Consider the following 26581-nt stretch of genomic DNA (forward strand, 5'->3'; position numbering starts at 1 on the left):
CATGTATTACAACCTATTAAAGATTGCTTTAATATTCTTAACGTGCCTCAGCACACACTTACACACGTTTGCCCAATCTACTCCCACAAAAAGCCAATGGTTTCAGGAAGCTCGATACGGTATGTTTATTCACTGGGGCTTATACAGCGCTGCCGAAGGACTTTGGAAAGGAGAAAAACTACGCTATCTGAATAACTATGCAGAATGGATAAGGTATCGAAATCGTATCTCAAAAGAAGAGTATGGCGAACTGGCCCACCGTTTTGACTGGACTAAGATAAATCCGGAGGAGTGGGTTCTACTCGCAAAAGAAGCAGGTATGAAATACATCATTATGACCAGTAAACATCATGATGGAGTAGCCCTATGGGACACTAAAATTGGAGACTACTCCCTACCCCATCTATCTGGTTCCGACAGAGACATTATCAAAGAACTGGCCGATGCCTGTCGTAAACACGGCATGAAACTGGGCTTCTATTATTCCCATTGGATCGACTGGGAACACCCCTATGCCTGGGATCATAATCAAGAACTAAAAGGCCACGTGAGCGATGCCCAATTTGACCAATATTGGAAGGAAAAAGTTATTCCCCAACTTACCGAGCTATTGACCGATTATGGCGATGTCGCCCTGATGTGGTTCGATATGTGGATTCCCTATCAAAAATCGATTATCAAAAAAGAGCAACTATTACAAGTTGTCGAACTCATACGCCGCCTACAGCCTAACTGTCTTATCAACTCCCGTCTCGGTCTACCTACGGACAAGAGTGCGGTAGACTTTGAAACCTTTGGCGACAACCAATTTGGCACCACCTACATCGATCATCCCTGGGAAACACCTGCGACAATAGCACACTCTTGGGGGTACAACGGACAGGAGAATGAATGGAAATCGACTTCTCAGTTATTTCATTCCTTGATTTCTAATGTCAGCTTGAATGGTGGTCTCACCCTCAATATAGGCCCCCGAGCAGACGGAAAAGTACCCTATGAAAGTATACAACGCCTCCACGAGATTGGAGACTGGCTAAAAAACAATGGCAATAGTATCTATGGAGCTACAGGACTTCCATTCCGGGCAGGGCAACATGACTGGGGATACCTCACGACCAAGCAAGAAGGCACTTCAACTTTTGTATATGCCCAGGTCTTCAACTGGCCATTGGATCACACCCTACGCGTCTCAGGAATCAAGACTATACCACAAGAGGTCTATCTGATGCGAGGCACAACAAAAAGAAAACTACCATTTAAGTCTGACGGACCGTTATTACATATCGATCTAAAAGGTGAAGAGCAAGACAACCACGTTTCCAATATCATACTACAATACAACCAACCACTGGCAATAGACAGCGATATTGTTGCCGAGTCAACTTTTGGAGGTTTTGCACTCACCGCAACCAACCATCAGGACAAAGAAATCGCTTTTCAGAAATATGATGGGAAACAACCTAACCGTATCAAACTCGACGGGACAAAGAAGGTCAGATGGACTGTATATATTGCTGAACCAGGCCTATACAAGTTGGACCTATCGGCCTATAATCCGCTCAAAACGAATAAAAGAATCAGTATTACAGTAGATAAAACGACGATTAAAGGAGTACTGGAACCAAACTCGATGATGGTAGCCGAGCCAAATGAGAACAATTACAATCCTGAGTTCACAGATCGACGGATAGGTGAAATTTCCTTTCCAAGCAAAGGCACCTATATCATTGAACTCACCAATGAAGGAACAGATGCGTTTTGGTTTAATCGGATATGGATCAATAAATAAAAAGCGAAAGAGAAGGTATTAAGATACCTTCTCTTTAAGCTCTTTCACTTCTTGAGCGACGGCAGTATTTCCACCATCAGTGATTGCCGAAGAGTGAAAATATACAGCAGCCGTTTCACGTAAAACCTCCTCCACATTCGTCGAGCGGAGACCACCTCCCGGCATGATAACAATACGTCCTTCAGCACGCTGCACAAGATGCTTTAGATTGGCTATACCGTCCATCACATTCGGTTCACATCCCGAGGTTAGAATAGTAGTAAACCCACAAGAGATAACATCTTCCAAAGCAACGTCCATATCTACAACATCGTCAAAAGCACGATGAAACGTACAAGGCAAGGGAGAAGCCAATTCTACTAGCGCTCTATTCTGTTCCATATTCACGCTGTTATCTTTATTTAATATCCCAAAAACAAAGCCATTGACATCCTGTTGTTTCATACGGATCAGCGCTCTTTTCATCTGATCAAACTCGTCCTCACTATACACAAAATCTCCCCCTCTTGGACGCACCATTACATTCAGATCGATATCGAGCTCTTTGCGAAGCGCGATAACATCCTCTATATTTGGGGTGATCCCTCCCACCTCCATACCTGCACAAAACTCAATCCGGTCTGCACCATTTTCTTGCGCAATCAATGCTGCCCGACGATTGAAACTTGCAATCTCTATATTAGCCATTCGTTTTTAGATAAGAATTTGAAACAATAAGCTCGTTCCCCTTAGAATCATATTTCGCATAATTGAAGCCTCCGTGGATACAATACGCACCGTATTCTCCTCTTTTATTCAAGGCAATAAATCCTACCTGTATATTATCCAAAGTTTTTTGCCGGTTATGGGTAAATTTAACGATTCGCTTTACCGCTTCCTCACATGCTTTTTGAGGAGCATACCCCTGCCGCATCAACTCCACGACCAAATGGCTTCCTACCGTACGGATTACCTCTTCACCATGCCCCGTAGCTGTAGCCGCCCCGATTTCGTTGTCTACATAGAGTCCTGCCCCGATAATCGGAGAGTCGCCCACCCGGCCGTGCATTTTAAAGGCCATACCGCTAGTAGTACAAGCCCCGGATAGATTGCCGTGGCTATCTAGCGCAATCATACCTATCGTGTCATGATTTTCAATATTGACTACCGGTTCATATTTGGCCGTTTTTAGCCACTCCCGCCATTCTTTTTCCGATTCAGCAGTCAAGAGATTTTCCTCTGGGAATCCCTGCTCTTTAGCGAATTGCAAAGCCCCATCTCCCACCAACATCACGTGAGGAGTTTTCTCCATCACTGCCCTCGCTACAGATATCGGGTGTTTAATATATTCCAATGCAGCTACAGAGCCTATGCCTGCATATTCGTCCATGATACAGGCATCCAGCGTCACCTTGCCATCCCTATCGGGGCGTCCACCATATCCGACGCTCCGTTCTGTAGGATCAGCCTCTGTAAGTCGTACGCCCTGCTCTACCGCATCTAGCGCACGCCCTCCTGCGGACAGTACCTTCCAAGCCTCTTCGTTGGCCTTTAGACCAAAATCCCATGTCGACAGTACCACTGGCTTGTTCACTTTCTCTAACGACATCCCTTTTGACAAATTCGGAGCCAAACCTAGAGCCAGAGAGCCTACGCCTATTTTCCGTAAAAACCTTCTTCGTGAGTTCATCTATTTATATTATATTAATATAAGGCCATTAAAAGATAACAAAAGGCTATTCTCTAAAAGAACAGCCTTCATTAAAGAATTGAATTAGATTGCCTGAGTCTTCTCTCTCAACCACTCCGCCTCTTCCTCAGTCAACAACGGAGACAATTTGTCGTATACCCATTGGTTGTAACCGTTTAGCCAGTCGATATGACTTTGCTGCAACAGGTTCTTCTCAACTAAATCTGTGGCTATATAACAAATGGTCAGCGTTTCAAAGTTCATGAAATCTCCAAATTGAGAACTCTTATAATTTGCTGATAACACCAGGTTTTCAATACGGATTCCGTGTTTCCCCTCTCGGTATAACCCGGGTTCGATGGAGGTAATCATTCCTTCTTCCAACGGTATATCCACATTGGTCGGATTGATGACTTGAGGTCCCTCGTGCACATTTAAAAAGAAGCCGACTCCATGGCCTGTCCCATGACCATAATTGCGTAAGGTCTCCCATATTGGCCGTCTCGTGATTGCGTCTATCTGATAACCTCGGGTATTCTGTGGATATATCGCCTGACTACCTTCAATGGTACCTTTCAATACGATGGTATAATCTTCTTTTTCTTCTTGTGTAATATTACCCAATGACACGACACGCGTGATATCGGTAGTTCCAGTCTTGTACTGTCCACCTGAGTCTACCAACAATAGACCTGAGGGTTTTAATGTATAGTTGCTTGCCTCCGTGGCGTGATAATGTGGAAGCGCACCATGATCTAAATAACCAGCGATAGTATTAAAACTGATATCAACGAATCCAGGTTGCTCCGCTCTAAATCCCTGTAATTTCTCCGCAATTGAAATCTCTGATAATTCTTCTTGACCTAGACTTTCCTCCAACCACTTAAAAAACTTCGTCATAGCTACCCCATCGTTGACCATCGTATTTCTCACATGCGCTATTTCAGTCTTATTTTTAATTGTTTTCAAACTGGTCGATGGATTGATACGCTCTACAATCTTTACTCCTTCCGGGATATTGTCATATATTGCAAAACAAGTCCGTTTAGGGTCGATAAGGATGCTTCTGATTGACATATTCTTAACAAAGTCAAAAGCATCCGCATAATCCAGTACACGTACACCATGGTGCCCTAATTCTGCGATTGCCTCCTTACCCAGTTTTGAGGATTCTACGAAGAGAATAGCTTCTTTCTGTGTAACATATACAAAACCTAGCACAACTGGATTACATGGTACGTCTTGCCCTCTAACATTAAGCAACCAAGCCAAATCGTCCAGTGACGATATAAAATGTCCTTCGACACGATATTTTTCCAAGGATTTCCGAACTTCGGCTAACTTAGAACTTGTATTCTGTCCCGTAGTACTTTCTTCCAACAGATAGGCTTTCACTTGTGGCAAAGCAGGTCTTCCCTCCCAGATTGCACCAAGCAAGTCCACATGTCCATCGACCACTATTCCTCTAGGCTCTAAACTGTTCTTCACAGTTTGTGCAACGAGTAGAGATGCAAGATTTCCATCGAATGCAACTTTTGCTCCTTCTCCCAAACGCTGATCCAACCACTCTACATATTCTGCTGCTGCCTGCACCTTGAGTTTGACCAACTCAAATCCCGTCCCAGCAAGTTGTTCAGCAGCTTGGACGAAATAACGAGCATCAGTCCATAATCCAGCAAAATCTGGCGTAATTACTAAAGTACCCGCAGATCCACTGAAACCTGAAGTCCACTCAATACATTTATAGCGTTCAGGGAGGTATTCACTAATATGAGGGTCCGACGAAGGAATAATATACGCATCAATTCCTTGCTCCTTCATTAAACCACGGACCTTGGCTAATCTTTCTAAATGTGACATATTTTTATAACTAAATATCTTCTGCAAGTTAGCGATTTCTATTCCTTTACGGAACTACGGACTGGCTTTTCTTTCTGTAACAATCATCATATGCTAGCTTCACGATTATATTGGATATAAAAATGAATTTATTTAGGTTTGTCTAAATGCTATTATGATTATGAACACAAAACAATACGTTGCGCTATTCTATTTTTCGCTACTCTCTATTACAACATCTTTAGCGCAGTCTATCCAACAAAATCTAGACAAAGGGTTTCAGTCATTCCTCGCCCAGCCAAGCCTGACCAACGGAATAGCGAGCTTACACGTCATAGACAGAAGCACAGGCAATATTGTATATGAAAAAAACAGTAATATCGGCCTCCCTACAGCTTCGACCCTTAAAGTAATAACGTCTATCACAGGCCTTGACCTTTTGGGCGCAAACTACAACTACAAAACGAGGCTCTATTATACGGGCACCATAGACAGTCTAGGCATTCTTCATGGCGACATTGTAGTCCAAGGCTCGGGAGATCCTACCCTTGGAAGTGACCGTTATGAACAGACCAAAGAACAGACACTGCTAAACAAATGGGTAAACGCCATCAAAACTGCGGGCATTACAGCAATTGAGGGACGCATCATCGGTGATGACCGTCTCTATAACGGTCACGATATCCCTGGAGGATGGATATGGACCGATATGGGCAACTACTACGGTGCCGGGATATCTGCCTTAAACTGGCAAGAGAACAAAGCCGGAATTAACTTCCAAACAGGCAGCCCAAATAGCCCAGCAGCAATAACATCGACCACTACGGACCTATCTTACCTTCAATTAATCAATACTGTAAAAACCGGCAGGCCGGGCAGCGGTGACAATGTGTACGCTTATTCAGCCCCTTACTCCGAAAAGATATACCTACGCGGCACCTATGGGCAGGATTTAAAGAAAACGATTGAGATTTCTCTTCCAGACCCTGCTTTGGCACTCGCTTTCGACCTCTCCAAAGCTATCGACGCCTCTGGAATATTCGTCAGTTCTCCTCCTACAACGGGACAACGCCTAGTGGAACAGGATTCTCTATTCCCCCAAAAAACTGCCGAACTGGACACACATACATCTCCAAATCTGACAGACATTGTATACTGGTTTAATCAAAAAAGCATCAACCTCTATGGTGAAGCTATATTAAGAAGTATAGCCTATCTAAGCGGAGGCAAAACTTCCACCTATGATGGTGCAAACTACCTACAGAAGTTCTGGCAGCAAAAGCTTCAGATCAATAGTAGCGAACTAGGCATTATCGACGGTTCAGGCCTTTCCCCACAGAATAATGTCACCACCAATTCCATGAACAGAATCATGCAATACGCTATTAAAAGGCCCTGGTACGATTCATTTATCAAGAGCTTACCGGTCTATAATGGGATGACCATGAAAAGTGGCACTATAGGTGGAACATTGGGATACACTGGATACCATAAAGCAAAAGATGGAAAAGAGTACACCTTCACAATAATCGTGTATAACTATAGCGGGAGTGCGTCAAAAATGCGTCAAAGTATGTTCACCGTTCTAGACAACCTGAAATAATAGCTTTATTATTGTATATTATAAAAACAGAATAATACCTTTGGAGGCTTAAATTTGACACCCATATTAAAATGAGTAATATCAATAGAAAAAAAGAGGCTTTGGACTATCACGCCCTTGGCCGTCCCGGTAAAATTGCAATTGTTCCAACAAAACCTTACAATTCTCAACGCGACCTATCGTTGGCCTACTCTCCTGGAGTAGCAGAGCCTTGTCTTGCAATCGCTGAAAATCCAGAAGATGCTTATAAATATACTGCAAAAGGAAACCTTGTTGCTGTAATCAGTAATGGTACAGCTGTATTAGGTTTAGGAGATATCGGTGCTCAAGCAGGAAAACCGGTTATGGAAGGGAAAGGTCTTCTTTTTAAAATATTTGCAGACATCGATGTATTTGACATCGAATTAGACACAAAGAATGTAGATGAGTTTGTCAATATCGTTAAAGCCTTAGAACCTACTTTCGGAGGCATCAACTTAGAAGATATCAAAGCACCTGAATGTTTTGAAATTGAACGTCGCTTAAAAGCGGAGATGAATATCCCCGTTATGCATGACGATCAACACGGTACAGCTATTATTTCTGGAGCAGCATTAATCAATGCTTGTGAGCTTCAAGGTAAAGACATCGCATCTGTCAAAATCGTTGTTAATGGTGCCGGTGCTGCCGCTATCTCCTGTACAAGCATGTATGTAGCCGTAGGTGCTAAAAAAGAAAATATCGTCATGTTAGATAGCAAGGGAGTAATCCGTAGCGATCGTGAACAATTGGATGGCTCCAAAGCAGAATGGGCTACGAACCGGGATATTCACACCCTAGCCGACGCGGTAGCTGGGTCAGATGTATTCATCGGTTTGTCAGCAGCAGATGTTCTTACTGCAGACATGCTAAAATCAATGGCTGATAAGCCAATTGTACTAGCAATGGCGAATCCAAATCCAGAGATTGCATATGATCTAGCTGTAGCCACACGTTCTGATATCATTATGGGAACAGGTCGCTCAGACTTCCCTAACCAAGTGAATAATGTCTTGGGATTCCCTTATATTTTTAGGGGAGCTTTAGATGTGCGAGCAACAGCAATCAACGAAGATATGAAAATTGCTGCAGTCCATGCCATCGCTGATCTAGCAAAACAAACTGTACCAGAAGAGGTAAACCAAGCATACAACACGAATAATCTACGTTTTGGAACTGATTACGTAATCCCAAAACCTACTGACCCTCGTTTGATTACAGAGGTGTCGATAGCGGTAGCTAAAGCTGCGATCGCATCAGGCGTCGCAAGACAGACAATTACAGACTGGGAAGTTTACAAAGATGAGCTCCGTAAACGTCTTGGAAAAGATGACGGCATCATGCGCAAGGTAACCTCAATTGCGAAAAACAACCCAAAACGAGTAGTTTTCGCAGAGGCTGACAATGCAAAAACACTTCGTGCGGCACAAATTGTGAAAGAAGAAGGAATCGCTATCCCTATCCTATTGGGTAACAAAGACCGTATCACCAATATGATTGAGGAGTACGCTTTTGACCTGGATAATGTTACAATCATCGATCCTAAAGCCGAAGAAAAGACAGAACGTTTTGAAAAATACGCAGAGCATCTTTACAAAAAGAGACAACGCAGAGGAGTTTCTAAAATGGATGCAATCAAACTAATGTCCAACCGCAATTATTTTGCAGCGAGTATGGTCGAATTCGGCGAAGCGGACACCTTGATTTCGGGATTGACACGCAATTATGCGTCTACTATCAAGCCTGCATTACATGTGATCGGTGCCAAAGAAGGAAGCCGCATCGTAGGGATGTACATGATGTTGACTTCAAAAGGTCCTTTATTCCTAGGCGACACTACCGTAAACACGGATCCTTCTGCTGAGGAACTTGCCGATATCACTGTATTAATTGAAAAAGCTGTACGTCGTTTTAATGTGAAGCCAAGAATAGCAATGCTTTCTTACTCTAACTTTGGTTCTAGCGACGGCCCTACACCAACAAAAGTCCGTGAAGCCGTCAAATTACTTCATAAGAATCATCCTGAAATCATCGTTGATGGCGAATTACAGGCCAACTTTGCATTGAATAAAGAGATGCTGGACAGTAATTTCCCATTCAGCACACTGAAAGGTGAAAGTGCCAATACACTTATATTTCCAAGCTTAGCATCTGGAAACATTGCTTACAAACTATTGCAAGAAGTTGGAAACGCTGAAGCTGTTGGACCGATACTGTTAGGTATGAACAAACCTGTACATGTATTACAACTGGATAGCTCTGTTCGTGAGATTGTGAATATGGTAACTATTGCGGTGGTTGATGCACAGGCACACGAGAGTTTAAAATAAGGTGATAGGGTGACAAAGTTATGAGGTTATAAAGTTACAAAAGACGACTTGATAACTTCCATAACTACATAACTTGATAACTACATAACTTCTCTATAACTATAAAACAAAACCATGTACGATTATTTCAATGGTAAACTCGTATTCAAAGCCCCTACCCATGTCATACTTGAGGTTGGGGGCATTGGATATTATGTCCATATTTCATTGACGACCTATTCATTGATCAAAGATCAGGAGAACTGTAAACTCTTTATTTCTTTTCAGGTCCGCGAAGATGCTCATACCTTGTTCGGTTTCGCTACGGAGGGCGAGCGCCATTTATTTAATCATTTAATATCGGTTTCAGGAATAGGCCCGAATACAGGCCGAATGATGCTTTCTTCTATTACTCCTGAAGAGATTCAGTCTGCTATCATCAATGGACAGGTAGCAGTCATTCAAAAAATAAAAGGGATAGGCCCTAAAACCGCCCAACGGGTTATTCTTGAACTACAGGACAAACTCAAGAAGCAGGGAGATCATGCCTTACTTCCACTTCCTACCACAACACAATCTGTACCAGACGAAGCACTATCGGCTCTTGTAATGCTCGGTTTCCAAAAATCACAGGTCGAAAAAACGCTCGCGACACTCGTCCAAACAGAAAGTGATTTGACAGTAGAAGGGCTTATCAAAGCTGCCCTCAAAAAACTGTAATACGTAGTAAAATAACGACATTAACAATCTTTTAACATTTTACTCCCAGGAATATCTTGGGAGATTTTGTTATTATTAATTAAAACTTAGATATTTGCTTGAATAATAGCAATTATTAATTTTATTTAGCCAAACTCTCTTGAAAAAGCACAGGTCATTATTTTCATTATTGATACTTGTTTGTGTACTGATAAATATTGGCTATGCCCAACTGGTAACACCTGTTACGAACCTTTCGGCCGGTGATTCCACGAAATTAAAATACCACCTCAAGGACAATCCTTTTATCAAACTACCGAAATCTTATCGTCCCATTTCATTAGATATACCTGAAAATATCGAACGTGAGATTGTTTTTGACCCAGAAACAAAACAATATATTATTAGGGAGAAACTAGGCTCAAAGATGTACCGCCCTCCTCTATATCTGAGTATCGATGAATTTAAAGATTATGAATTCAAAAGACTGAAGAAAAACTATTGGGAAGAATTGGCCGGGAAGGAGATCGCAGAAGAACGTCGACGTAGACTCTTCCCCGTCATTGAAATAAACAGTCCTACCTTTGAAAAGATATTTGGAGGAAATACCATAGACATCAATCCGCGCGGTAGTGTGGATATTGGCATTATGGCCCAATACAATACCAACGAAAACCCTATGTTTAACGAGCGGCAACGCAAACAATGGGGAATGGACTTTGACCAGAATATGAACCTCAACCTAGTAGGTAATATTGGTGAAAGGGTAAAAGTAAATGCCAACTTCAATTCCCGTGCTCAATTCGGTTTTGAAAATCAGATTCGATTCGACTATGTCGCCGGCGACGACGATATTATACGTCGATTGGAAATTGGTAACGTGAACATGTCACTCAATTCCACTCTCATTCAGGGAGCAGAGTCGCTGTTTGGTGTAAAAACGCAACTACAATTTGGTAAACTGGCCGTTACAGGATTACTTTCTCAACAACGTTCCAATAAAAAAGAGATTACATTATCTAATGGGAGTCGCGAAAGTGAAATGACACTAGAACTCAGTAATTATGAGGCCAACCAACACTATTTTTTAGGGCAATATTTTAGAGACACCTACGCGCAGTCCCTAGCGATGGCACCAATTATTACTACTCCTATAAATATTACACAAATAGAGGTTTGGGTCAATAACCGTTCTAATACTTTCGAAGATTCTAGAGACATTATGGCTTTAATGGATCTGGGAGAATATAACCCCTACAATAATATCATCAATCGCGTATCTCCCAACCGGTTACCGTCCACCGGAATACCAGGTTCGTTAAGCCCAGATATTTCCAACGACCTACTGTCCCAACTGGGTGAGCCCGGTCGGGAGTCCACAGGAAATGTCGTACAAAGTTTTTTCTCAGGAAGTGGTGCTAATGACAACTACGCTAAGCTCACCTATGCGCGCAAACTTACGGAAGGTAGGGATTACACTATAAATAGACGTCTAGGATATATCTCCCTAGTGTATCCACTAGGACAGGATCAAGTATTGGCTGTCGCTTATCGTTATCTAGCGAATGGTAAAGAATATCAGGTTGGAGAATTCAGCACGGATATTCCAGTAACCCCTTCTGCTCCGAAGATGCTCTATACCAAACTATTGAAGAATGAGGTTTTGAAAACAAATCTTCCAATATGGGATTTGATGATGAAAAACATTTATTCGCTCAATGCGACCAACATCTCGGAAAATAATCTCTTTTTACAGATTTACCGTACTGAAACAGAAACTGGAGCTGATCGGCCATCCATGTACGAAGGTAGCCAAACCGCCGAAAAAACCTGGCTGCAACTAACGAGCTTGGACCGCGTCACACAGAATCTAGCCGCAGGAGCTGATGGTTTATTTGACTTTCTACCAGATATTACAATCGAACCTGTACGCGGAAAACTGATTTTCCCTGTTGTTGAACCTTTTGGTAAGGATCTAGCAGCCCGCTTTAACGCAGGTGAAGTTGACCTTATAGAAAAATACACTTATCCCGAGCTGTATACACATACTAAGGTTGATGCGGAACAAAAGTTCCCGAATAAGAACCGGTACAAACTAAAAGGAAGATATCAATCAGGATCTGGCACAGAGTATCAGTTGAGTGTTATGAATCTCCGTCCAGGGCAATTACGTGTCATGTCAGGAGGTGCTATTCTTACCGAAGGCACTGACTATATGGTAGACTATCAGATTGGGACATTACGTATACTAAATCAAGCCCTCGTACTCTCTGGACAACCAATTAGCGTTTCAGTAGAGGATGAAACCTTATTCGGCTTACAACAGAAGACTTTGATGGGTGGTCGCCTAGATTATACTGTTAATAAAAATCTAATGGTCGGTGCTACCGTCATGAATCTGACGGAAAAGCCCATATCAGAAAAAGTATTCATTGGGGAGGAACCTATATCCAACACGATGTTTGGTGCGGATATTACTTATAATGCCCCTTCCCGCTGGCTGACGAGAATGGTTGACAAACTGCCTTTCCTAAGTACAAAAGAAGAATCTCATATCAGCTTCTATGGAGAGTTCGCCCATCTAAAACCGGGACACCCTAAAGGTTTAAATACCGCGAATGGAAATACTGGTACTACCTATATTGATAATTTTGAGAACAATTTTTCTTATATAGACATTAAAGGACAGCTGGGCTGGCAGATTTCGGGAACACCACGCATGTTTCCAGAATCAAACCTGAACAATGATTTAGCCTATGGCTATAATAGAGCCCAACTCGCTTTCTATAATATCGACCCTATCTTTTATCAGTCTTCGAATTTAAATCCTCGTATAAATGACCGCTTTCTACTCGATCATAGAACGCGAAAAGTAACGGAAAAAGAGGTATTCCCATACAAAGAAATTAAAACTGGCGGCGACGCTTTTTTACCGACGTTGGATTTGGCATACTACCCTATGGCACGTGGTCAGTTCAATTACACCACCACGAATGTAGGTCCTGATGGCAATCTATTGAATCCGAAGACACGTTGGGGTGGGATGTTCCGTAAGATTGACCAAACAGATTTCGAAGCGCAAAATATTGAGTTTTTAGAGATGTGGATGATGGATCCCACATTGACTAACCCAAATAAAGCTGGAGGAGATATCTATATCAACTTGGGTAATATATCCGAAGACATCCTTAAAGATGGTCGAAAATCTTTAGAAAATGGTCTTTCACCAACAGGAGATAAGTCATTAGTAGACCAGACCGTATGGGGCAACGTAGTGCGTAACCAACCAGTAGTGCAGGCTTTTGAAAATTCAGATGCAAGTAGGTTAAATCAAGATGTTGGGCTTGACGGTTTGACTAATGATGATGAACGTTCTTTCCATGCTAATTTTTTGAATCAAATGCGAGGTATTCTTGATCCTCAAGCATTCGCAAAACTGCAAGATGATCCATCTTCAGATGACTATATCTATTTTAGAGGTAATCACTTTGACCAAAATGTAGGTATCCTCGAGCGTTATCAATACTACAACGGAACTCAAGGGAACACCCGTACCAATAATCAGTCTATGACAGATTTTGGAGTTGAGACCTCTGCAAGTACACTACTGCCAGATGGAGAGGATATCAACCGAGATAATACCATGAACGAAACCGATGAGTATTATCAATATAAACTTTCCCTTCGTCCTCAGGACATGGTCGTTGGCAAAAACTTTATCGTTGATGAACAAACATCTACTGTCCGTGTGCTTAGCAAAGACATGGAGGTTAAATGGTATAAATTACGTATTCCGTTAAATGAATTTGAAAGTCGGGAAGGCAACATTCAGGATTTCAAATCAATCCGTTTTGTTCGTCTTTTTATGACCAATTTTGCGGACACCGCCGTAGTTCGCTTCGGAAGAATGCAATTCGTGCGTGGCGATTGGAGAAAGTATAATGCAGAAAATGTGGCTAATAAAGTGATCGCAGATCACAGCATGGGAGTTGTTGCTTCCGACAACTCAACATTCAACGTCGCAAACGTAAGTATTGAAGAGAACGGTAAGCGCGAACCTATACCGTATGTTGTTCCTCCAGGTATCAACAGACAAATCGACATCTCTAATAACAACCTAGACATACAATTGAATGAGCAATCCATGAGCCTCGATGTAAAACAACTTCGGGATGGTTATGGTCGCGCGACGTTCAAAACAGCCTCACACGATTTCAGACCTTATGGTCGCCTTGAAATGTTTATCCATGCCGAAGGCGAAAACCTTAACGATGGAGACTTTAGGGCCTTTATTCGGGTAGGTACAGATGATAAATATAACTACTACGAATATGATATGCCCTTGCGTATCACTCATCCTGGAACAACCTCCCCAGACTTAATCTGGCCGGAAGAAAACAGAATGAACATCCAAATCAAATTATTCCAAGATGCTAAATTGGCAAGGGACAATGCTAAGTTGAATGGGCAACCTTGGCCATTGGATGTACCCTACGAGCACTCCGACGGCAAGAACCGAATTCTAATTATCGGAACACCGGACATCTCTAAAGTACGTTTTTATATGATCGGAGTACGTAATCCTCTACGCGGGTCATCGACCAGTACGCCAATGGACGATGGGAGAGACCTTGCTGGAGAATTCTGGTTTAATGAACTTCGCCTTACCGACTTTGATGATAAAGGTGGATGGGCAGCTACTGCACGCCTTAATGTCAAACTAGCTGACTTTGCCAATGTAGCTCTAACAGGTACCAAGTCTACTATCGGTTTTGGATCCATATCTCAACGTGTTGGCGAACGCAACCGCTCGGACAACTTCTTCTTTGATATTACCACAAATGCGGAGTTTGGAAAATTCATACACCCTAGACACGGAGTAATCATTCCATTTTATTTCAACTATTCCAACCAGACAGCGACACCTGAGTTTAATCCACTGAGCCCAGACATAGAATTGAACAGTGCGCTTGCAACACTATCAAACAACCAAAAAGACTCTTTATTACGTCTGGTACAGGATTATACGACTCGCAAAGGCTTTAGTTTTACTAACGTAAGAAAAATCAGGACCAACAACGAGAAACCGGTGCGCCCATGGGATATCGAAAACTTTGGTCTTTCTTATGCCTTCAGCGAATACTATCATAGAGATTTTAACACGGCTTCTGCTTTACAGCGTAATTATAGAGGCTCATTGGATTATACTTTTAGTAGTCCAACAGTAACATTCTTTGAACCATTCAAAAGTATCAAGTCCAAAAATCTAGCGTTGATACGTGACATGAACTTCAATCTTATGCCTTCGTTGTTGAACTTTAGGATGGAAGTAAATCGTATCTATAATGAAAATACGCTACGGGACAATTCGTCCAATAACGTGCTACCGACATATTATAATAAAAACTTTAATATGAATCGGATATATGGTATCAGTTGGGATTTGACCAAAGCACTTCGTCTAGACTTCAATGCGACCAACTATTCCATCATCGATGAACCAAACGGTCGCATCGATGGAGCCAAACGGGATACCTTATGGTCAAATTTCTGGAAGATGGGTAGAACAACAGATTACAACCATATGATGAATCTAACCTATACCCTTCCAATCAATAAGATCCCTTACTTAGAATGGATAAATGCCACTGCGCGGTACGGTACTCAATTTAACTGGCAGAGTGAGCCTTTATTGAGTTTACAAAATGAGAACATTAATCTGGGTAATAGCATACAAAATAATAGAACGATACAGATTAACCCAACGCTGAATCTGAGTGCCCTGTATAACAAATTTAGTTTCATCCGTCAGAATTCAGGAAGAAATAGTACTGGGACTGTTCCATTTTTGGTCCAGCTTTTGACTTCAATCCGTAACGTAAATGGGGCTTATACAAAAACAGAAGGTACATATCTTCCTGGCTATTTGCCTTCGACCAATATGCTCGGATATGACTTCAATTCGAATGCTCCGGGATGGGGCTTCCTATTCGGTGGACAAGGAGATATCCTAGATAAAGCGGCCCGTAATGGCTGGTTGTCATCGGATACACTCCAGACGAATATGTACACTAAAACATTTGCAGAGAACATCTCCGTTGTAGCCAACCTAGAGCCTATCAAAGGCCTGAGAGTAGACTTAACAATGTCACGTATAGACAACTATAACCTGACTTCCGCTATTCAATTTAATGCAACTACAGGACAATTGGAAAGTGCATCTCCGTATGTGACCGGAAACTATACTGTTTCTCAGATTTCTATCCGCACTTCATTTAAAAACAGTGATGCATTATTCCAAAAATTTGAAGAAAATAGGCAGGCTATATCGCAACGTCTAGGTGAAAAAAACATTAACTCGGTAGGTCAATCCGCAGACTTCTATGCCGATGGTTATAGCAAAACACAACAAGATGTAGTGGTCAATGCATTCCTTGCGACTTACCTTGGCAAAGATGCGGACAAGGCAAGACAAGGGATAAAGCCAACCTTCCCTCTTCCTAACTGGAGAATTTCTTATAATGCCTTGGCCAATGTACTGGGAATACAAGACTTCATCAGCTCTATCAATATCAACCATGCTTATCAGTCTCAATATATTATTGGTGGGTACACGTCAACTGCGAGGTATGAGGAGGCTGATGGAATGCCATTCGCCCGGGATGCAAATCAGAATTTCTTACCGAAGAATCAATATGGTCAGATATCAATTATCGACAGATTTGTTCCGCTTATCGGAGTCGACATGCGTTTTGCAAATGCCTTATCGGTAAACTCTGAATACCGTAAGACAAGGGATATGAATATGAGCCTACAGAATAGTCAATTGGCGATGATGACCGATCAGTCTTTTATCGTAGGTATGGGGTATCGGAAAAATAACGTCCGTCTTCCTTTCGGAATTTTTGAAGACCGCAAATGGGTAAATGACATGAACTTCAGAGTGGACTTTGCTTTGAACGACAGGAAAACTACGGTATACCGATCCGATATTAATCAAGCTGAGATATCAGGAGGAAACAAGAGTTTAACAATTAATCCGTCATTGGATTACACCGTTAATCAGTTCTACAATATTCGCCTATTCTATAATTCGAATGCTGTAAAACCGTATACTTCGCAAAACTATGCGACATCGTATACGTATTTTGGGATTAACGTACGGATTCAGTTTCAATAAGGAAGTTAACAAGTGAACGAGTTATCATGTGATCAAGAAGATATTATCTTTTGAGCTAGATACCTCTAAAATTTCATAACTTGTTAACTTCTATAACTCGTTAACAGGATCACTCCTTAACTCGATAACAATAAAAAAATGGCAGAAGATCTTAAAATAAATACGGGGAATAAAGAAGACCAATACAAAAGTCTGATCCCGCAGATTAAAGCACTGTTGGCAGGAGAACCCGATGAAATTGCTAACCTAGCAAATATTGCTGCTGCTTTGAAAGAACAGTTCAAGTTCTTTTGGGTCGGTTTTTACCTTGTAAAAGGCGACCAGCTTGTGTTAGGTCCATTTCAAGGCCCTGTAGCCTGTACACGAATAGGTTTTAATAAAGGAGTGTGTGGCACTTCCTGGGCACAGAAAGAAACACTAATTGTACCCAATGTAGAGGAGTTCCCGGGCCATATTGCTTGCAGTTCAATTTCTAAATCTGAAATCGTCATTCCTCTGATGAAGAGCGGTGAAGTAGTCGCCGTATTGGATGTAGACAGTGATCAACTGAATACCTTTGATGATATAGACGAAAAATACTTAAAAGAGATAGTTGATGGAGTTATCGTGTTATCCTGTTAACTTCATAACTCGTTAACAGGATCACTCTATAACTACTTCACCAACCAAACTTTTATCAACTTATCGTCTCCGGCAGTACATAGTAATTTAAGCACTCCATCATAGGCCATGCTATTGATAGAAAGATGATGAGAATCTACACCTTTGTCACGAGATATATTCTTGAGCAGTCGAAAGTCCTTGTCCCAGACCTTAATCGTCTTATCCCGACTTACCGTGATCAATCCATTTGATAATCCAGCGATTCCATAAACGGTAAAAAAATGGGGTGTCAACTCATTTTCTTTCTTTAAAACTGGAAACTTCAATTTATACATTCGGGCATCCCTTCCTCCCGTATAGAGGTAATCTTTGTCAAAAAGCATACTTGCAATTGCCATGTCATGGATTCTTTCGGTTGTGATCTGATGAAAATCCTGCGAATCATGAATATACACCCAACCTTGTTTGTCACCAAAAGCTATAAATTTTCCTTCTGTAGACACGGCCATAGTACGTACCCTATCTTTGGATACCTGAAAAGTGTAGAGCAACTGAAAAGTATCTAAACTCCAAACATATGCCTTCCCTTCTTCCCCGATCGCAATAATTTCATTCTTGGGGGCAAGGAACTGCACATCAAAAATAGCTCCTTTTTCAACTTTCAGTTTGGCGACCAGTTCTGGCTCTGTGCGTTGAATAATAAAGAGCTCTCCATTACGCATTCCTGCTGCAATCCAATCCGTTCCTGGAATAATTTTAAGACAATATACAGAAGCAGGAACAGCGCAGAGTATACGCTTAAATTTCATTTCCGTCAAATCCCACTCTACAATTCCCTTATCGTTACCTGCAGAATATAAGATATGGCTATCCATATCAACCTCTAGTGTATAGATAGGGTTCTGATGCCCCGCCAGTGTTCCGTGTAAACTAATCTCCGTCATATTGAATAAGTAATCATTCCATCACGAAATTAGACAAATATAGCGGAGAGACAAAGTTATTATCTAGTTATAGACAATATGGTCGCTGAGTTTCTTTTTAAGACGTTGTTTAGCCTTTTTAACTCCATCCAAGGATACGGAGAGCTTGTCAGCAACTTCTTTATTAGAGAGGTTAAGATTAATCAATGCTAGCAAGCGCAGGTCAGAGTCGGTCAATTCTGGATACCGCTGTAGCATATCACTAAAGAAGCAAGGAAAGCTGTTTATATAAGCTAGTTTAAATTTTTCCCAATTACGGTTATTCATGAGATTTCCACCTAACAGCTGCCTCAGTTCTAGGCTGATCTGAACAGGCTTATGCGAGTCTTCAACATGAAATCGCTTATCACTCAATATGACCATCGGACAATATTCCTCTTCTTCTTTTCCATCGACTAGAACTTCTTCCCTCTTACTTCCCCCCTTAGTCTTGTTATACGTAACAACAAAAAGAACAGACAAAGCACCAATCAATGTTACGATCAGTAACAGGTTTAATTTTTTATATTGTCTGGATTCGTAATAGAATTGATCATATTTCGATTTTTCCTCTTCTAATTTTGCCATTTCAATAGACGAGCTACTATGCAACGTAGCAAGTAAGCGGTTGTATTTAGTCGCTTCTTTCAAAGTCAACAATTGTCCCTCTTCTATAGAAAGCGTATCCAATAATCTTGCCTTTAGGTCGTAGGCTTCGACCAGACTTTCGTACCGAATAGGCTTTTTCTCCATCTTGCTGAGATAGATATCAATATTCACCAATGCTTTGGCAAACTCGCGTTGTTGAAACTGTATTTCAGCGATTTTTTTTAGAGAAATTAAACCCGATATGATATCTCCAGATGCTTGAGAATTGTATTTATAATCAAGTTCAAAATAAGAAAGTGCTTTATTGATATCGTGTTTTTGAGCATAAACATTCCCCATATTTCCATAGGCTATCCCCATCCATGCAGAATCCAGTACAGCATTAGACTTTTCCAGAACCTTTTTAAAATAGTCCAACGCTTCATCTGTCTTCCCTCTATTAAGCGCAATAAGTCCTAAGGTATTTATGATATCAAAAAGCTCTCTAGGAGCTAGCTTATTATTATACACAACTGCTTTTTCGAGCAACTGCGACGCCATATCATACTCCTTGATATCATAGAAATAACGCGATAAAGTAAGATAATATTGCCATACATGGGCAATACGGTTTTCATCAAGCTTCTCTAAAAGAGAAAGAGATTGTCTAAAATAACGATAAGCATCAGCGTATTTAAAGTACGTGTAGTAATAATTGCCAAAGCTAAAATTCTGCCGGAACAGCTGTTCATCTAAGGAGTTATCTTGTGCAAATTGGACGGCTTTTTCATGGTTCATCGTAGCCAAACTATTGACCCGATCATAACGAAGGGAAAAATAGTGACCTAGCATTTCGTAATAGACCGAAATAAGATTTTTGTCGTCTTTCTCCTTCGCCAGCTTATGTATAAACTCGATATTCTTAAGGACTGAATCCGCTTCGTGGAGATCCATATCGAGACGTAAAATAGAAAAAGCTTTGACTGCGACAAACTCACTTTTTAAAGCTCTTAATTCTTCATAAGGATTCACCTCTCCTTTTGCTCCATTACAAAAGATGACGAACAACAAAGCATTAATCCAGAGAGAAGATAACAGTTTCACTTTAGTCCCGTAATTGATTTACAAGACAAATAACATAAAGGAAAATGACTTCAGCAAAAGTAGCTACTAATTTGTAGTACTATAGCTACAAAAGCAGCTACTTTTGTTTAAAATACCCAAAAATGGGTATATGACAGCTAATTATTAGCGACTAATACGATAGAACCTCAACCTCTGTCCTTCTGTTGGCCTGATGTTCTGCAGCAGAACATTTTACACCATCTGCACAGCCATTGACCAGACGACGTTCACCATAGCCTTTAGCTACAAGTCGGTCACGCTCTATCCCTCGAGAGACAATATAATCCACCGCACTCTCGGCTCTTCGTTGTGATAACACATCATTGTATCGATGAGTACCTCTACTATCTGTATGGCTTGATAATTCGATACGCAACGTAGGATTATCGCGCATCGTTCTGACCAATTGATCCAATATTACAGCCGCATCTTTCCGAATGTTATATTTGTCAAAATCGTAGTATATATTTTCCAGTACAAACTTATGCCCCACCTCCATTATCGGCTCCAAATATAGCGCGACCTGATATACCGTATCTTTTGTCGGTACTGCGGTCGATAGACTCACCGAGTCTGCATGGAATCCGGAGCGCTCTCCCAAAATCTTATATTCCGAGTTTTTGTCGGCATCGAACGTAAACTCTGCCTTTCCATTACTTAGCGTTTTGGCTAACATTTCTCTTTTATCCCCATACAACGTGACATTGGTCTCTGCTAGCAGTTCACGCGATTTCTTATTGAAGGTCTTTCCTTCGATGATAATTTTAAACACCGGCTTTTTATTTGCATAGCGATAGATATCGTCTCCTCCTACCGTACCTTTCCTGTTGGATGAAAGAAATCCCTTCTGTGCTATTTCATTATCTTCCTGCACAAAATAGGCGAAGTCATCGGAGGCACTATTAATAGGGAATCCCATATTTTTGGCTTGTACAATCTTTCCGTTTTTCACACTTGCCTCAAAAATATCCAATCCCCCCATCCCGGGTCTACCATTACTTGAAAAATAAAATTTATTGCCGGATACCATCGGAAACATCTCATCATATTTAGTATTCACCTCAGCTCCTGCGTTGACAGGAGAACTCCAAGTGCCATCCGACTGCAAGTCAGAATACCAGATATCCACTCCGCCCAGACCTCCCGGCATATCCGAAGCGAAGTAAAGTCTGTTCTCACTATCGCTCCATGCCGCATGTCCTAAAGAATATTCTTTTACATTATTAAAAGGGAAGGCTGTCTCTTTCCAGTCGTTTCCTTGCTTCTCATATATCATCAATTCTAATGTCGAGCGCGACCACTTTTGTCCCTCCTTACGGTATTTTTGCACTTCTTTCTCTGGATTAGTACGTGTTACATACAATTTGTCTCCTGTACCGTTACTTGCAACCGGGCCAACATGATATTTAGCATCGTTCATACTGCCATCTGATACGATGCTACCCTTACCTGATGCATTGATGTCTTTGGAGAAAAGTCGAAGAAACGAATGGCCTGTCATTCCCGATTTCCCCACTGTAATATCGTTGGTTTCTCCAGCATAGTATAATTTATTAGGCGTAGCAGTCATCCCGAATTCAGAAAGTGGGGTATTAACATCATTAAAGGGCAAGATATCCACTTTTCCTGGATGAGCGATCCAGCGCACAGCTGAATCCGCCCCCTGTAGAGCAACTTTCACGAAATCGTCATCGCCTTGCTCATCCATATATCGTCCGTACATAGCTTTCGCCTCTGCATACTTTCCGTTCTGCTTGAGTACATTTGCATATTGCAATAGCGATTTCTTGTTGTAATCAGCACGTTGCGCAACCCGAGCGTACCAGTTTTCCGCCAGATCATAATTATTGATTTGCGCGTAGCTTTCCGCTAAGCGTTCTAAATTTCTTGTTTTGACTTTTTTTGACTCACTCAATTTACCATATAATTGGGCCGCATTATAGTACTCGTATTTTTCAAAAAGTAAATCTGCTTTTGCCTGTAGACTGAGTTGTTCCTGCGCACAAACCGTAGTCGTAAGGAACATCAGTCCCAAGACGAAATAGTGGTTTAAAAATATACGGTTATATTTCATGTTAGTAAGTTTTAGAAGAACCTTGGACTTAATATCTGTTTCAACGGACGATCGAACGTGATTCCCAATGTCACTTCATGGGTACCGCTCTGTAGTCCCTGCATCTTATTCAGCATGATATCGTAAGAGTAGCCTATTCTGAACTTAGGGGTTACATAAAACTGTGCTATTCCCTGTACAGAATTGAGGGCACTCAGCTTAGCTGGCGAGTTATCGTAATATTTTCTATCGAAGACTTTAGCCCGTGTCCTATACCCTCCACCTATCCAAAACTTATTATTAAAGATAAACATTGCATTGACATCGAGAGATGTAGGCCCTTTGAAATCATCCTTCACCAAAAGACTTGGTCTTAAATGTAAACCTTCTTCTAACGAAATCAATCCTCCAGCAATAACGTAAAGGCTCACATTCTTATAAAGGCTCTCGAGCGAGTTCTGATTAAACACAAATTCATCATTATCTACAGAATTAGAGAACAGATCATGTACTGCTACACCTGCATATATTTTTGGGGTTGTATAATAAGCTCCTAACCTTACATCAGGTACCCAGGTTGAAAGTTTTCCATCTGGGAGAACCTGATCTTTTTTGGTTACAGGATCAAGTTTAGCCCCATCCAAACCATACTGCGTAACACCTGCAGCAATCCCCAAACTAATTCGCTTGGTATCCTCAGGATCAAGTTGTAATCGTAATGCATAGTTGGCATATATAGAGGTCGCAGACTGTGCCCCCAATCCGTCGGCCGTAATTTGCAGACCGACACCGTGTCTTCTACTGACAGGGTCTAAGACCCCATCAATAGAAATACTACCGGTTTTTGGAGCGCCATCCCAGCCCGTCCATTGACTTCTCAATCCGACCTGTGCGAACCATTCTTCTTTATACCCTGCATAGGCCGGATTCACACTCAGCGAGTTGAATATATACTGCGTAAATTGTATGTTCTGTTGTGCCTGTGATGTTAGAAAACAGGTTACACCCATCAGTAACAGTACAAATCTTTTCTTTATATTATTCTTGTTCATGACCTTAAGCTTTAGCGTGTTTTGATTAGTACATGACCTTTATACAGATCCTCTTTCGTTCCTTTTATCGTTTTAACGATATAGAAATACGTTCCCTCGTTAAGCCCATGTCCTGTCCACTCATTTTTATAATTGCTGTTTCTGTAGACCTCATTACCCCAACGATTCAGGATAGTTACTTCTATACGATCAAACCCTTCTATTCCTTCAATCTCAAACGTATCATTCGTACCGTCATCATTTGGTGTAAACACATTCGGGATGAAGAAAGGCATTTTCGCAATTCCCACTGTTCTCTCTGCACGTCCATCTAATTGTCCTCCCGCTAAATCTTTCGCTGTTACAAGCACTTCGTTTACTATGCTGCCTTTGTCGAAATCATCACGTCTCACCTTATAAGTCGTTTTGAAGGTCTTCTCTGCTCCTACAGCCATATTGCCTATCGTCTCCATCATACCAGTCAATGGATCTTTAACCACCACATCGGTAAGGTCATAGTTTCCTTTATTAGCAACCTTAATAGTATATGTAATAAGCTCCCCTTCTTTATTGACCTCAGTCTTATCGGCATCTTTCGTTACTTCAAGGACATTATTGAATATCACTTTAACTAAGACTTCATTCGAAAGCTTCTCAATTACTCCAGTAGCTGAATTGAAAGAACGCAATCTGACTGCACCACCTACCATACCTTGAACGCGTGCTGTATTTCTGATTTCACCTCGGATGATATCAGCCAATACAGACTCATAGGTAAGGTCAAACTTCCGAGTCTCACCCTTTGCAAGATTACCTACAGTACCTGTAAAATTAGGGAACATAGGATCCGTCACAACCACACTAACCAGATCGACAGTCCCGGTGTTAGTTACCTCAATGGTGTACTCCACCAATTCCCCTAAGAACGTAACCACACTCTTATCTGCGCTCTTCACAATACTTATCTCAGGTTCAAAGCTAACTTTAGTCGATGCCTCATCAGTCACTCTTTCCTTAGTTTTCAAAGTTGCTGAAGCGATATTGTCTAACGACGCTTTCAATAAGTCATTGTACGTGACTGTATATTTCAATTGGTAGGTCTTCACCTCTCCAACAGTCAAGTTAATGACATCATTAAGATTTAACATCGCATCGTCGACGGTCACATCTTCTAAATCAATGTTACCAGTATTCGTTACTGTAATGGTATAAGTCAGTTCTTCTCCAACTTTAGATACCTCTTGCTTATCTACTGTTTTCTCTATTGCGACCTTGCCTGTTTGACAGATAGTGACCTTCACTTCATTTGAAGGAACTTCTACTTTTCCGCCTACCGCTCCTGTAATCTGTCCAACTGGAGTATTAGCAATAACTTTTGCTGTACCTGTTACAAAGCCTCTGTTGATATCAGCCTGATTGATGACATACTCTGCCGTAAACTCGCGTGTAGCTCCTGGCAACAATGCTCCCTGTGCTGTAGAAGTAATATTCCCCAGTCTAGGTGACAATGTGCTGGTTAAATCTAAATTACTCAACGCCACATTACCAGTATTCTTGACAGTGAAGGTATACCTGATCTTATCATTGACCTTCAAGCCGAAACAGTCATTACTAGTTCCCAGGTTATGTTTTTGATCTAGGGAGATACGAGCGAATCTATCTGTTTCAATTATCGCTGGAGGTGTATCCTCATCACCTACAGTGGCAATATTGCGTATCTCTGCTGCCTCCGTCAAATCACTATTGACTTTTACTTTGAAGCTCAACGAAAGTGCCTGTCCAAATGGTACGTCTACTGTCCAAGTCAGCTTACCACTGTTAAAGACAGCACCATTACTAGCTGTACCTTCTTCGTAAGTTGTATAAGCCGGAATCATATCTGTGACAAGTAGATTCTTCAGATCGACATCTCCGTCATTTTCTATTTTAATCGTGTATGTCAATAATTCTCCCGACTGGGCCTTGTTATCGCCATTCGCATCTGCAACAGTTTTTACCGAGCTGTGCGATGGTTTGCTCTCTGTAGGGATCTCAACCTCTGGGGTATCACCGCCAACAGTAGCGATATTCTTGATCGACGTTACGCCGGTAAGGTCTGCGTCAACTTTTACTTTGAAGCTAACGGAAACCTCGCCACCGAATGGCACATCCACAGACCAGTTCAATGTGCTGCCGGTTAAGCTGCCACCACCTGTTGCACTATTAGCCACATAGCTGGTGTTCGCTGGGATAGCATCGCTGATAGCAACACCTGTCAACGCCACATCACCTGTGTTCTTGACTGTGATCGTATAGGTCAGTTCCTCTCCCGACTGAGCTTTGTTATCACCGTTCGCATCCACAACAGTTTTTACTGAACTGTGCGATGGTTTGCTCTCTGTAGGGATCTCAACCTCTGGGGTATCACCATCTACCGTAGCGATATTCTTGATCGACGTTACGCCGGTAAGGTCTGCGTCAACTTTTACTTTGAAGCTAACGGAAACCTCGCCACCGAACGGTACATCCACAGACCAGTTCAATGTACTGCCGGTTAAGCTGCCACCACCTGTTGCACTATTAGCCACATAGCTGGTGTTCGCTGGGATAGCATCGCTGATAGCAACACCTGTCAACGCCACATCACCTGTGTTCTTAACAGTGATCGTATAGGTCAGTTCCTCACCGGACTGCGCCTTGTTATCACCGTTCGCATCCACAACAGTTTTAACTGAGCTGTGCGATGGTTTGCTCTCTGTAGGAATCTCAACCTCTGGGGTATCACCGCCAACAGTAGCGATATTCTTGATCGACGTTACGCCGGTAAGGTCTGCGTCAACTTTTACTTTGAAGCTAACGGAAACCTCGCCACCGAATGGCACATTAACAGACCAGTTCAGTGTACTGCCGGTTAAGCTGCCACCACCTGTTGCACTATTAGCCACATAGCTGGTGTTCGCTGGGATAGCATCGCTGATAGCAACACCTGTCAACGCCACATCACCTGTGTTCTTAACAGTGATCGTATAGGTCAGTTCCTCACCGGACTGCGCCTTGTTATCACCGTTCGCATCCACAACAGTTTTTACTGAACTGTGCGATGGTTTGCTCTCTGTAGGGATCTCAACCTCTGG

The 26581-nt window shown here is 41.8% G+C and carries 14 protein-coding genes; 6 read left to right on the top strand and 8 right to left on the bottom strand.

Annotation, left to right across the window (positions count from 1 at the left end):
• Position 1 precedes the first annotated feature (1 nt).
• Positions 2–1789, top strand: a complete 1788-nt coding sequence (locus tag CLV99_RS16070) for an alpha-L-fucosidase (RefSeq protein ID WP_133585528.1) — start codon at positions 2–4, stop codon at positions 1787–1789.
• An 18-nt stretch (positions 1790–1807) separates the two neighbouring features.
• Here the strand turns inward: CLV99_RS16070 and CLV99_RS16075 are convergent, their stop codons facing one another.
• From CLV99_RS16075 to CLV99_RS16085, 3 genes are all read right to left on the bottom strand, one after another.
• A complete protein-coding gene (locus CLV99_RS16075) occupies positions 1808–2476 on the bottom strand; it encodes a copper homeostasis protein CutC (protein ID WP_133585529.1) in 669 nt (222 codons plus the stop codon).
• Positions 2469–3458 carry an isoaspartyl peptidase/L-asparaginase family protein gene (locus CLV99_RS16080; RefSeq protein ID WP_133585530.1) on the bottom strand — a complete coding sequence of 330 codons (990 nt, stop codon included), beginning with the start codon at positions 3456–3458 and terminating at the stop codon, positions 2469–2471. The genes CLV99_RS16075 and CLV99_RS16080 overlap by 8 nt, the downstream gene beginning before the upstream one ends.
• A gap of 84 nt (positions 3459–3542) precedes the next feature.
• A complete protein-coding gene (locus CLV99_RS16085; protein ID WP_133585531.1) occupies positions 3543–5318 on the bottom strand; it encodes an aminopeptidase P family protein in 1776 nt (591 codons plus the stop codon).
• Between the two features lie 160 nt (positions 5319–5478).
• Here CLV99_RS16085 and dacB point away from each other — a divergent pair, with 160 nt between their 5' ends.
• From dacB to CLV99_RS16110, 5 genes are all read left to right on the top strand, one after another.
• Complete coding sequence (gene dacB / locus CLV99_RS16090) at positions 5479–6900, top strand: D-alanyl-D-alanine carboxypeptidase/D-alanyl-D-alanine endopeptidase (protein ID WP_133585532.1); 1422 nt, start codon at positions 5479–5481, stop codon at positions 6898–6900.
• 71 nt (positions 6901–6971) lie between these two features.
• Positions 6972–9248: an NADP-dependent malic enzyme gene (locus tag CLV99_RS16095; protein WP_133585533.1), complete on the top strand. Its 2277-nt coding sequence runs from the start codon at positions 6972–6974 to the stop codon at positions 9246–9248.
• A 114-nt stretch (positions 9249–9362) separates the two neighbouring features.
• Positions 9363–9947, top strand: a complete 585-nt coding sequence (gene ruvA, locus CLV99_RS16100) for a Holliday junction branch migration protein RuvA (protein ID WP_133585534.1) — start codon at positions 9363–9365, stop codon at positions 9945–9947.
• A gap of 139 nt (positions 9948–10086) precedes the next feature.
• A complete protein-coding gene (gene sov / locus CLV99_RS16105) occupies positions 10087–17106 on the top strand; it encodes a T9SS outer membrane translocon Sov/SprA (protein ID WP_246032784.1) in 7020 nt (2339 codons plus the stop codon).
• Between the two features lie 138 nt (positions 17107–17244).
• Entirely contained in the window at positions 17245–17727 is a 483-nt protein-coding gene (locus CLV99_RS16110; RefSeq protein WP_133585535.1) for a GAF domain-containing protein, read from the top strand.
• Positions 17728–17759: 32 nt separating this feature from the next.
• Here the strand turns inward: CLV99_RS16110 and CLV99_RS16115 are convergent, their stop codons facing one another.
• The 5 genes from CLV99_RS16115 to CLV99_RS16135 form a co-directional block, all read right to left on the bottom strand.
• A complete protein-coding gene (locus CLV99_RS16115) occupies positions 17760–18653 on the bottom strand; it encodes a WD40 repeat domain-containing protein (protein ID WP_133585536.1) in 894 nt (297 codons plus the stop codon).
• A 63-nt stretch (positions 18654–18716) separates the two neighbouring features.
• Positions 18717–20363 carry a tetratricopeptide repeat protein gene (locus tag CLV99_RS16120; RefSeq protein ID WP_133585537.1) on the bottom strand — a complete coding sequence of 549 codons (1647 nt, stop codon included), beginning with the start codon at positions 20361–20363 and terminating at the stop codon, positions 18717–18719.
• 151 nt (positions 20364–20514) lie between these two features.
• Positions 20515–22458, bottom strand: coding sequence for an OmpA family protein (locus CLV99_RS16125; protein WP_133585538.1), 1944 nt, complete (start codon positions 22456–22458; stop codon positions 20515–20517).
• A gap of 11 nt (positions 22459–22469) precedes the next feature.
• The gene (locus CLV99_RS16130) at positions 22470–23489 is read right to left on the bottom strand and encodes a PorP/SprF family type IX secretion system membrane protein (protein WP_133585539.1); all 1020 of its coding nucleotides are present in this window, start codon (positions 23487–23489) and stop codon (positions 22470–22472) included.
• 11 nt (positions 23490–23500) lie between these two features.
• On the bottom strand, positions 23501–26581 hold a 3081-nt coding region (locus tag CLV99_RS16135; RefSeq protein WP_133585540.1), incomplete at its 5' end, for a DUF7507 domain-containing protein.

The sequence above is a fragment of the Sphingobacterium yanglingense genome, from assembly GCF_004363245.1.
Classification (GTDB): domain Bacteria; phylum Bacteroidota; class Bacteroidia; order Sphingobacteriales; family Sphingobacteriaceae; genus Sphingobacterium; species Sphingobacterium yanglingense.